This is a genomic window from Pseudomonas sp., assembly GCF_037994325.1.
Classification (GTDB): Bacteria; Pseudomonadota; Gammaproteobacteria; order Pseudomonadales; family Pseudomonadaceae; genus Aquipseudomonas.
In genome coordinates, this window is sequence record NZ_JBBNAH010000572.1 from 1 (window position 1) to 10,304 (window position 10,304).

The following is a 10,304-nucleotide window of genomic DNA, read 5'->3' on the forward strand; positions in this document are numbered from 1 at the left end:
TCCACGTCTTCACCCACATAACCCGCGTCGGTAAGCGAGGTGGCGTCGGCAATAGTGAAAGGTACGTTCAGCAGGCGTGCCAAGGTTTCTGCCAGCAGGGTTTTACCCGAACCGGTAGGACCAATAAGAAGGATGTTGCTCTTGCCCAGCTCGACATCGTCTTTCTTGTCGCGCTGGTTAAGGCGCTTGTAGTGGTTGTACACCGCTACCGCCAAAACCTTTTTTGCTCGCTCCTGACCGATTACATACTGGTCAAGGATGGTGCTGATTTCCTTGGGCGCTGGAAGTTTATGAGCGCTGCTTTCCGCCTGAGCTTCCTGCACCTCCTCGCGGATGATGTCATTGCACAGGTCAACGCACTCGTCGCAGATAAAGACCGAGGGGCCGGCAATCAATTTGCGTACTTCATGCTGGCTTTTGCCGCAGAAGGAGCAATAAAGCAGTTTGCCGTTGTCCTCGCCGTTGCGGGTGTCAGTCATTCGTTCAATCCAATCCGATAGGCTTGAAACACAAGATGAGGGCAAATGCGGGCATTTTCAAGCCCGCAAGGCGGCCGTGTATCACTGACCGCCGCCAAAAGGCTTACTGAGCAGCCATTTCCCGCTTGCTCAGCACCTTATCAATCAAACCGTAATTGACTGCGACTTCTCCACTCATGAAGTTGTCACGGTCGGTATCGCGAGCGATAACCTCAATCGGCTGACCGGTATGGTGCGCCAGGATTTGGTTCAGGCGGTCACGGATGGTAAGGATTTCACGGGTGTGAATCTCGATGTCCGAAGCCTGCCCCTGAAAACCACCCAACGGCTGGTGAATCATCATGCGCGAGTGCGGCAGGCAGTAACGCTTGCCCGCAGCGCCACCAGCCAACAGCAAGGCGCCCATGCTGCAGGCTTGGCCGATGCAGATGGTGGATACGTCAGGCTTGATGAACTGCATTGTGTCGTAGATCGACATACCCGCAGTCACCGAACCACCTGGCGAGTTGATGTAGAGGTGAATGTCTTTGTCCGGGTTTTCCGCTTCCAGGAACAGCAATTGCGCTGCTACCAGGTTGGCCATGTAGTCTTCTACTGGGCCGATCAGGAAAATCACGCGCTCTTTAAGCAAGCGGGAGTAGATGTCATAAGCACGTTCGCCACGGGCGGACTGCTCGATGACCATAGGCACCAGACCACCAGCGGCCTGAATGTCATGGGTTTGCGGCATAAAAGGATTACTGGACATGTATCCGACGCTCCCTAGCTTTTGTCATGTCTCAAATACACATAAGCCAGCACGAAGGCTGGCTTATGGTTGCTCGTACGACGGTAGGGGTCAGGCTGCTTGTGGCGCTTCTGCCGGCTTGACCGCTTCTTCGTAAGAGACCTGCTTATCGGTCACATTGGCCTTCTGCAGGACAGTATCTACAACTTGTTCTTCCAGTACAACCGAACGGACTTCGTTCAGTTGCTGGTCGTTTTTGTAGTACCAGGACACCACTTGCTCAGGCTCTTGGTAGGCCGAAGCCATTTCCTGAATCATCTCGCGAACGCGGGCTTCGTCAGGCTTCAATTCGAACTGCTTGACCACTTCAGCAACGATCAGACCCAGTACAACACGGCGCTTGGCTTGCTCTTCGAACAGCTCGGCTGGCAGTTGGTCTGGCTTGATGTTGCCGCCGAACTGCTGCACAGCTTGTACGCGCAGACGGTCAACTTCGTTGCTCAGCAGGGCTTTTGGCACTTCGATCGGGTTGGCCGACAGCAGGCCTTCCATCACTTGGTTTTTAACTTTGGACTTGATTGCCTGGCGCAGCTCGCGCTCCATGTTCTTGCGAACTTCGGCGCGGAAGCCTTCCAGGCCGCCTTCTTTGATACCGAACAGAGCGAAGAAATCGTCGTTCAGCTCAGGCAGTTTTGGTTCAGCAACGCTGTTCACGGTAACGGTGAATTCAGCTTCTTTACCGGCCAGTTCCAGGTTCTGGTAGTCGGCTGGGAAAGTCAGCTTGAGCACACGCTCTTCGCCGGCTTTAGCGCCTTCCAGGCCATCTTCAAAGCCAGGGATCATGCGGCCGGAACCGATTACCAACTGAGTGCCTTTGGCCGAGCCGCCAGCGAACACTTCACCGTCAACCTTGCCAACGAAGTCGATGTTGACCTGGTCGTCTTTCTGAGCAGCACGCTCAGCGGTTTCGAAACGGGTGTTTTGCTTGCGCAGGATTTCCAGCATGTTGTCGAGGTCGGCATCAGCGACTTCGGCTTCCAGGCGTTCGATAGCAATGCTGTCGAAGCCGGCAACTTGGAATTCAGGGAACACTTCGAAGGTGGCGACGTATTCGAGGTCTTTGCCTTTTTCGAAGGTTTTTGGCTGAACAGCTGGGGCGCCAGCCGGGTTCAGTTTTTGCTCGACCACAGCTTCGTAGAAGGTGGCTTGGATCAGATCGCTCAGGGCTTCCTGGCGAGCAGCGTCTTCGTAACGCTGACGGATAACGCTCATTGGCACTTTGCCTGGGCGGAAACCCGGAACCTTGGCACGACGTGCAGTCTGCTGCAGACGCTTGTTTACTTCGGTCTCGATGCGCTCAGCAGGAACGCCAATGGTCATACGACGCTCAAGAGCGGAAGTATTTTCAACAGAAACTTGCATGGATATTCCTCGTTGCACAGACGTTAGCCGGCCGTTTCCGGCCCCAGAATCAAGGGCATGCATTCTAGTGGCGAAAACTCAAGAAGTCACCACACAGCACGTCACAGGTAAAAACGGTCTGAAATGACCTACAGCAATAGCCCTTCTACCTAAGCCAAAGCCAGCAACCACGGCGCCTTGAGCAGGCTCACCGACTTACCCGCCCAGCTCGGCAGAGAGGCCGGCAGCGGCGTCTTTGACCGGTTGAATCAGCGCCGTCATCTTTTCCAGTGACATATAAGGCACGGTACTGGCCACGCTAATGGCGGCGACAATCTTACGACTGGCATCGCGCACCGGTGCCGCCACGCAGCGAATCGACGGCTCGTTATCCTCCAGGTCGAAGGCATAGCCGCCCTCTCCATACTCCAACATGCGCTGTTGGAACTGCTCCCAGGTCGGTTCGACATGATTGGGCCACAACGGATTTTTGCCCCCAGCCGGCAAACTGACCTGATACAGCCGCTGCCATTCCTGGGGCGAGCAATCCAGCATCAGCGCTTTGCCGATGCCGGTACGCGCCAACGGCATACGATGGCCGACCCGCGAGCGCATTTCCGGGCCATTACGGCCAGGGTTCTTCTGTAAATAAAGAACATCGTCGTCTTCGCGAATGGCGAGGTGAATGGTGTCACCCGTAAGGGCCGACAACTGATCAAGAAACGGCGTAGCCAAGGTCACCAGCGGCAATGCCTCGCGCGCCTGAAACCCCAGCTCAATCAACTTTGGCCCTAATAAATAACCCACCTGCGGCAGCACTCGTAAATAGCGCTCATCCACCAGACAACTGGCCAAGCGGTGTGTGGTGCTGCGGGTGGTGCCAATAATGTGCGCAATCTGCTTGAGATCGCGCGCGCCGCTGGCCACGGCATGCACCACGGCCAGCCCGCGCAGCAGCGTCTGCGTACCAGTAGGGGCAGCGTCCTTGGCGGTTTTTCCGTCGTCGTCCTGCATAGCTAACCTTAAAAGGGAGACTGCGGGCAGCATTATGGCCGCACGCTTACCGCGCTGCCCATGCTTCAGCGTTGTTTGAGGCGGTCGATGATCACAGCGATCAGTAGAATCGAGCCACGGATAACGTACTGATAGAAGGTGTCGATGTTTTTCAGGTTCATCGCATTTTCGATGATGGCCAGAATCAGCACCCCGGCAATCACATGGCGAACCATGCCAATGCCGCCGCTTAGTGACACCCCGCCCAGCACACAGGCTGAAATCACCGTTAACTCAAAGCCCTGGCCGATCATGGGTTGGCCGGAGGTCATGCGCGAAGCCAGAATCACACCGGCCAGTGCACCGATTAAACCGTGCGCGGCGAAGATAATGATCTTGGTGCGATCGACATGCACACCGGCCAGCAGCGCTGCTTCCTGATTACCGCCAATGGCCAGGGTATTGCGCCCATAAGTTGTGTAGTTGAGCAGCCAACCAAAAAACAGAAAGCACACCAAGGTGATCACAATCGGCACCGGCACACCAAACAGCTGGCCATTGCCGAAGACAAAGAAGCCTTCGTTGGAGACACCGACCGCCTTGCCGTTGGAGATGATATAGGCCAGGCCACGGACGATCTGCATGGTCGCCAAGGTAGTAATCAGCGCATTGATCTTCAGCTTGGCGATCACCAAGCCATTAATCAGCCCCACACACAGCCCCATCGCCAGCGCTGCTGCGACACCGAGAAACACGCTATCGGTGTCGCGCATCACCACACCCGCCACCACGCCAGCGCAGGCAATTACCGAGCCCACCGACAGATCGAAATGCCCGGACGCCAGGCAAAACAACATGGTGCACGCGGCAATGCCGGTGGTGGAAATCGCCAGGCCCAGCCCGCGCATATTCAGCGGCGAGAGGAAGTTATCGATAAACAACGTACAGAAAATAAAGATGCCGATGGCCGCCAGCAGCATGACCCAATCGTCGAAAAACTTGCGCTGGCCCAATCCCATCCATAGCCCGTTGGCTTTTTTAACCTGTGACATACACACCTCGAAAGCTAGTAGCTTGCATCAATTGCGCGTACGCGGCAGTGCCAGTTGCAGCAGCCGGGCCTCGTCGGCCTCATCGCGCGCCAGTTCGCCGGTAATGGCGCCTTCACTCATCACCAGAATCCGGTCGGAAATACCCATGACTTCCATCAGATCGCTGGACACCACAATCACGGCAATGCCCTGCTCCGCCAGGTTGTGGATGATCTGGTAAATCTCGGCCTTGGCGCCGACGTCGATGCCCCGGGTGGGCTCATCCAGCAGCAACACTTTCATCGGCATGGACAGCCAACGGCCGAGAATGGCTTTTTGCTGGTTGCCGCCGGACAAAAACATGATCGGTTGGTTGGCCGACGGCGTGCGGATATTCAGTGCTGCAATCTGCTTTTGCGCATTGCTGCGCTCCCAACTGCTGTTGATCAGACCGGGCACGTTGGCGTGGTGGCTGCGAGCGCTGATATTGATGTTCTCAGCCACGCTGGCCAGCGGCACGATGCCTTCCTTTTTACGGTCTTCGGGACAGAGCAACACCCCAGCGGCAATCGCATCGCGGGGCGATTTGAGCGCTACCTCGTTATCACCCAGCAGCATTTGCCCGGCTTCCCAACGCGACAGCCCGGCAAGCAGGCGCAGCAGCTCAGTACGCCCAGCGCCAACCAGGCCAAACAAGCCAAGAATTTCGCCGCAGCGCACCGCAAACTCAGCCGGTTCAACCACGCCGTGGCCCAGCAGCCCTTTTACCCGCAGGGCCACGGCGCCATGGCTGCGCGGACGATAGTTATAGATGTCGTCGATATCGCGACCGACCATGCAACTCACCAACTGCTCAACCGTCAGTTGTTGCATATCCTCAAAGGTGCAGACGAAGCGCCCGTCCTTGAACACGGTCACCGCATCGCAAATCTTGAATACCTCCTCCATGCGGTGCGATACATACAGAATCACCCTGCCCTCGTCCCGCAGCCGGGCGATGATCACCATCAAGCGCTCAATTTCGCGCGCGGACAGGCTGCTGGTGGGTTCATCAAAAGCAATTACCCGGGCATTGCGCGACATGGCCTTGGCGATCTCCACCAACTGCCGCTGGCCGAGGGACAAACTGCCCAGCCGTGTATTCGGGTCGATCTCATCGGCCAAGCCTTTAAGCAGCTCCCGCGCGCGACGGACCATGGCGCCGCGATTGATCACGCCAAAGCGCGACGGCATATGGCCAAGCAGCAGGTTTTCGGCGACGGTCATTTCCGGCACCAGCTGCAGTTCCTGGTGAATCACCGCCACACCATGGGCGATGCTGTCGGCGGCTGATTTAAACGTCAGCGCCTCTTCGCCAATCTGCAAATGGCCGCTGTTGGGGGTGTAAAAGCCGCCGAGAATTTTCAGCAGGGTCGACTTGCCCGCGCCGTTTTCGCCCATCAGCGCATGCACGCTGCCGGGCTTGGCTTCAAAGCTGATCTGCGCCAACGCCTTGACCCCGGGAAACTCTTTGCCAATGCCATTGAAGCGCAGGCTGGCGTTGCTGCTCGCGTGTTCCAACATCGTTGCCTCCTGCCCGCCACATGAGCGGCGGGCGTGGGTTACCCGAAGTGCTTACTTCCACAAACCGATTTTGCTCAGCTCGGCTTGGAAATTTTCCCGGGTAATCAGGGTGACGTTGTCCAGGGCGGTGTACTTGGCCGGCTCTTTACCGGTAGTCACCCACTCGAACATCTGGCTGGCGGTTTCATAGCCAGAGGTGTCGGGGCTAAGCAGCATGGAACCGTAGAAGCCGCTGCTGGCTTTTTTCAGCTCACCAATCGCATCGGTACCGTTAATACCGACGCCGATCACATTGGCGGCAGCGAAACCGGCGCTTTCCGTGGCGCGCACGCCACCCAGCACAGCGCTGTCGTTCATGCCGCCGATAATCAGATTTTTCGCGTCGCTGGGCAGCTTGACCAACGCGGAGTTGGTGGCGTCCATGCTGCCTGGCACGTCGAGGGTTTTCAGCGGCGCCGTCAGAATATGGTCTGCACTCAGGCCGGCAGCCTTGAGCGAGGCGATGGAGCCATCGGTGCGCTTTTTGCCAGTGTCCAGCTCATCAAAGGTGGTTATCACCGCATAGGTTTCTTTCAAATCCCAGCCGCGCTTCTTCGCCTCATCGGCCATGGCCTTGCCTTGTTTTTCGCCGATCTTGAACGCGGCCAAACCGACATAGGGCACGTCTTCCATCGGGTTGCCTTTGGCATCGACAAAACGGTCGTCGACGGCCAGCACTTTCAGGTCGTTGAGTTTGGCTTTGGCCATGATGGCTGGGCCAAGGGAGGTATCAGGCGGGCAGATGACGAACCCCTTTGCGCCATTGGCGGCCAGGGTGTCGATGGCCGCCAGGGTTTTCTCGCCGTCAGGCACGGCGATTTTGATCACGGTAAAGCCTTTGTCTTTACCGGCCTTTTCCGCGAAGGCCCATTCGGTTTGGAACCAAGGCTCTTCCGCCTGCTTGACCAGAAAGCCGATTTTCACTTCTTCAGCGCTAACCAGACTGCTGAAACCAGCAGCGGCGAGCAACGTGGCAGCGCACGCGACGGCGCGAAAGCTGCGTTGGGCAAAAAAGCCGCGTTGAGTAAAACGGTGCACGAACATAGGTAATCCTCTTGTTTTTATTGGATCAGGTCGGGCGTTGCGTAATGCGTTACTCGTGGTACATCACCGAGCGGCCACCATCGATCATCAGGCAGGTGGCATTGATAAACGGCGCCTCGTCGGTCGCCAGAAACAACGCCGTCATGGCCACTTCAACCGGCTGGCCAATACGTCGCGGCGGGTGTAGGTCGAACGCCCGTTGGCGCTCGGCGTGGGGGTCGTCGAAACCGTTCCAGTAGTCGACGTTAAGCTGGGTTTCGATATAGCCCGGGGCGATGGCGTTAACCCGCACACCCTTGGGCGCGTACTCGATACCCAAGGCACGAGTGAGGCCGAGCAGACCATGCTTGGCCACCGGGTACGGGAAGCAGCCGGGAATAATGTGGCTGGAGTGGGTGGAGGCAATATTGATGATGTTGCCAATACCCTGCTCGATCATATGCGGCAGCACGGCGCGGCAGCCGAACCAGGCGCCGTCCAGGTCGATGGCAAAGCAGCGGCGCCAGTCCTCATCGCTCATCTGTAGCGGATCGCGGAAGACGTTAACGCCCGCGCAGTTGACCAACACGTCCACGCGACCGAAACGTTCGATAGTCACATCCACCAATGCCTGCCATTGCACCTTGTCGGTGATATCGATGCCCTGGGCATACACCTCGGCACCGCGATCGCGCCAACGGGCGGCAACGCCCTGCACTTTTTCCGCCTGAATATCGGCAATCACCAAGCGCGCTTGCTGGGCCTGGAAGCAGGCCACAATGGCCTCGCCAATGCCTTGGGCAGCGCCCGTCACAATCACAACTTTGCCCTTTAGGCGCTCGCCATAAACCGGCTCGGGCACCGGCGGTAACGTTAGTGGTTCAGCCATTCCCTGCACTCCTAGTTTTATTAACCCGCGAAGCGGTGACAGGCCATGCCAGCCACGCCGATTTCAGCCACCAGCACGGCGCCATCCAACGAGTCTTCGGCGAGGTGCTTGTCAGCCGCCGGGCGTGCGCTGGTCACATACAAAGTGGTCAGATCTTTGCCGCCGAACACGCAGCTGGTGGGGTATTTCACTGGCAACTGGATGACGTGATGGAGGCGCCCGTCCGGCGCATAACGCAGCAGGCAACCGCCCTTCCAGCGGGCGTTCCACACGAAGCCTTCCGCATCCATCGCCGAGCCGTCCGGCGCGCCACAGGATGACGACTCAGCCCAGATGCGCCGCTCGCCGAGCGTGCCGTCGGCGCCAATGGGATAGGCAAATAGCTCGCCCTTGAGCGTGTCGGCGCTATACAGCTCGCGGCCGTCGGCCTTCCACAGCAGCGTATTGACGATGCCCTGGCCTTCCAGCAACGGCGTAACGTTGGCGTTTTTATCAATACGAAACAGGCCACCCGAGCTGCGGGTAATCGGCAGATCGCTGCCATCCTCGGCAATATTGTTTTGCATGCTACCCAGCCACAGCTGGCCTTGGGCATCGCAACGGGCCTCGTTGGCGCGGTTGCCGGCTACCGGATCAGCCACGCAAAATAGCGCTAACGCGGGTTGCTCGAACGGCGAATTAAGGTCGAGGCGATAGACGCCGCTGGCCAGGGTCACCAGCGCATCACCGCTTTGGCAGGGAATAAATGCCGAGACCACTTCTGGCAGCCGCCACTGCTGGATCTGACCCTGCACCTGGCGGCAGGCCAGGCGCGCGGGAATATCCACCCAATAAAAGGCCTGGGTCGCAGCATCCCAGAACGGCGCTTCGGCCAGTTTGAAGCGCTCATCGCTGAGCACCTTCCATTGCAGGTCTGCGCTTACCATTCGGCAAAACTCCCGTCGGCGTGACGCCAAATCGGGTTACGCCAGCGGTGACCGATGGCGGCGCGCTCAATCACATACTCCTCATTGATTTCGATGCCGAGGCCCGGACCGTTGGGGATCTTGACCATGCCCTGCTCGTAATTGAAGACGCCCGGATCTTTGAGGTAATCAAGCAGGTCATTGCTCTCGTTGTAATGAATGCCCAGGCTCTGCTCCTGGATAAACGCGTTGTAGCAAGCGGCATCCAATTGCAGGCAGGCGGCCAGGGCAATCGGCCCTAGCGGGCAATGCAAGGCCAGAGCAACGTCGTAGGCCTCAGCCATATTGGCGATTTTGCGGGTTTCAGTGATGCCGCCAGCGTGGGAGGCATCGGGTTGGATAATGTCGACGTAGCCTTCGCTCAGCACGCGCTTGAAATCCCAACGCGAGAACAAGCGCTCGCCAAGGGCGATTGGCGTGTTGGTCAGCGGCGCTAGCTCTTTCAACGCTTCGTAGTTTTCGCTGAGCACGGGCTCTTCGATAAACATCAGCTTGAAGGCGTCCAGCTCCTTCATCAGCACCTTGGCCATGGGCTTGTGCACGCGGCCGTGGAAGTCGACACCAATGCCTACGTTCGGCCCCACCGCATCACGCACGGCTGCGACGTTTTGCAGGGCCAGGTCGACCTTGTCGAAGCTGTCGACAAATTGCAGCTCTTCGGTGCCGTTCATTTTTACTGCGGTGAAGCCACGGGCTACGGCGTCTTTGGCGGCGCGAGCGGTGTCGGCTGGGCGGTCACCGCCGATCCAGGAATACACGCGAACTTTGTCGCGCACTTGGCCGCCGAGCAGGTCGCTCACCGATACGCCGAGGGCCTTACCTTTGATATCCCACAGCGCCTGGTCGATGCCGGCGAGCGCGCTCATATGGATAGCACCGCCGCGGTAAAAGCCGCCGCGGTAGAGCACAGTCCAGATGTCTTCGATATTGCGTGGGTCTTTGCCGATCAGATAATCGGAAAGCTCTTCCACGGCAGCGGCAACGGTATGGGCACGGCCCTCCACCACAGGCTCGCCCCAACCGGTGATGCCCTGGTCGGTTTCCACCTTAAGAAAGCACCAACGCGGCGGCACGATAAAGGTGGTCAATTTGGTGATTTTCATCTTCTTGTCTCTTTTATAGATGGGGCGGTCAGCGTGGCGCTTTGACTGCCGAAAAATCCCTAAACCAAAACAGCTAAGACAATGTTCGCCA

The 10,304-nt window shown here is 57.9% G+C and carries 10 protein-coding genes; all 10 read right to left on the bottom strand.

All coding sequences use genetic code 11. The features are described from left to right. A partial coding sequence (locus AAAB16_RS19275; protein ID WP_340664782.1) for a ClpX C4-type zinc finger protein occupies positions 1-479 on the bottom strand: 479 nt, incomplete at its 3' end. Between the two features lie 103 nt (positions 480-582). Beyond that, the gene (clpP, locus tag AAAB16_RS19280; RefSeq protein WP_110614838.1) at positions 583-1,227 is read right to left on the bottom strand and encodes an ATP-dependent Clp endopeptidase proteolytic subunit ClpP; all 645 of its coding nucleotides are present in this window, start codon (positions 1,225-1,227) and stop codon (positions 583-585) included. Positions 1,228-1,317: 90 nt separating this feature from the next. After that, entirely contained in the window at positions 1,318-2,628 is a 1,311-nt protein-coding gene (gene tig, locus AAAB16_RS19285; protein WP_340664783.1) for a trigger factor, read from the bottom strand. A gap of 195 nt (positions 2,629-2,823) precedes the next feature. After that, positions 2,824-3,621, bottom strand: a complete 798-nt coding sequence (locus AAAB16_RS19290; protein ID WP_340664784.1) for an IclR family transcriptional regulator — start codon at positions 3,619-3,621, stop codon at positions 2,824-2,826. A gap of 65 nt (positions 3,622-3,686) precedes the next feature. Next, a complete protein-coding gene (araH, locus tag AAAB16_RS19295; protein ID WP_340664785.1) occupies positions 3,687-4,652 on the bottom strand; it encodes an L-arabinose ABC transporter permease AraH in 966 nt (321 codons plus the stop codon). 27 nt (positions 4,653-4,679) lie between these two features. After that, positions 4,680-6,194, bottom strand: coding sequence for an L-arabinose ABC transporter ATP-binding protein AraG (araG, locus tag AAAB16_RS19300; RefSeq protein ID WP_340664786.1), 1,515 nt, complete (start codon positions 6,192-6,194; stop codon positions 4,680-4,682). A 51-nt stretch (positions 6,195-6,245) separates the two neighbouring features. Continuing rightward, positions 6,246-7,277, bottom strand: coding sequence for a substrate-binding domain-containing protein (locus AAAB16_RS19305; protein ID WP_340664787.1), 1,032 nt, complete (start codon positions 7,275-7,277; stop codon positions 6,246-6,248). A gap of 49 nt (positions 7,278-7,326) precedes the next feature. Beyond that, entirely contained in the window at positions 7,327-8,145 is an 819-nt protein-coding gene (locus AAAB16_RS19310) for an SDR family oxidoreductase (RefSeq protein ID WP_340664788.1), read from the bottom strand. Positions 8,146-8,165: 20 nt separating this feature from the next. After that, positions 8,166-9,056 (bottom strand): SMP-30/gluconolactonase/LRE family protein, encoded by an 891-nt coding sequence (locus AAAB16_RS19315; protein ID WP_340664790.1) that lies wholly within the window; start codon positions 9,054-9,056, stop codon positions 8,166-8,168. An 8-nt stretch (positions 9,057-9,064) separates the two neighbouring features. Next, on the bottom strand, positions 9,065-10,213 hold the full coding sequence (gene dgoD, locus AAAB16_RS19320; protein WP_340664789.1) for a galactonate dehydratase: 1,149 nt from the start codon (positions 10,211-10,213) through the stop codon (positions 9,065-9,067). Between the last annotated feature and the right edge of the window lie 91 nt (positions 10,214-10,304).

Coding starts and splice junctions, on each gene's coding strand:
- AAAB16_RS19310 (WP_340664788.1), bottom strand. CDS start 8,145: ATGGCTGAACCACTAACGTTACCGCCGGTGCCCGAGCCGGTTTATGGC.
- araG (WP_340664786.1), bottom strand. CDS start 6,194: ATGTTGGAACACGCGAGCAGCAACGCCAGCCTGCGCTTCAATGGCATT.
- tig (WP_340664783.1), bottom strand. CDS start 2,628: ATGCAAGTTTCTGTTGAAAATACTTCCGCTCTTGAGCGTCGTATGACC.
- clpP (WP_110614838.1), bottom strand. CDS start 1,227: ATGTCCAGTAATCCTTTTATGCCGCAAACCCATGACATTCAGGCCGCT.
- araH (WP_340664785.1), bottom strand. CDS start 4,652: ATGTCACAGGTTAAAAAAGCCAACGGGCTATGGATGGGATTGGGCCAG.
- AAAB16_RS19290 (WP_340664784.1), bottom strand. CDS start 3,621: ATGCAGGACGACGACGGAAAAACCGCCAAGGACGCTGCCCCTACTGGT.
- dgoD (WP_340664789.1), bottom strand. CDS start 10,213: ATGAAAATCACCAAATTGACCACCTTTATCGTGCCGCCGCGTTGGTGC.
- AAAB16_RS19305 (WP_340664787.1), bottom strand. CDS start 7,277: ATGTTCGTGCACCGTTTTACTCAACGCGGCTTTTTTGCCCAACGCAGC.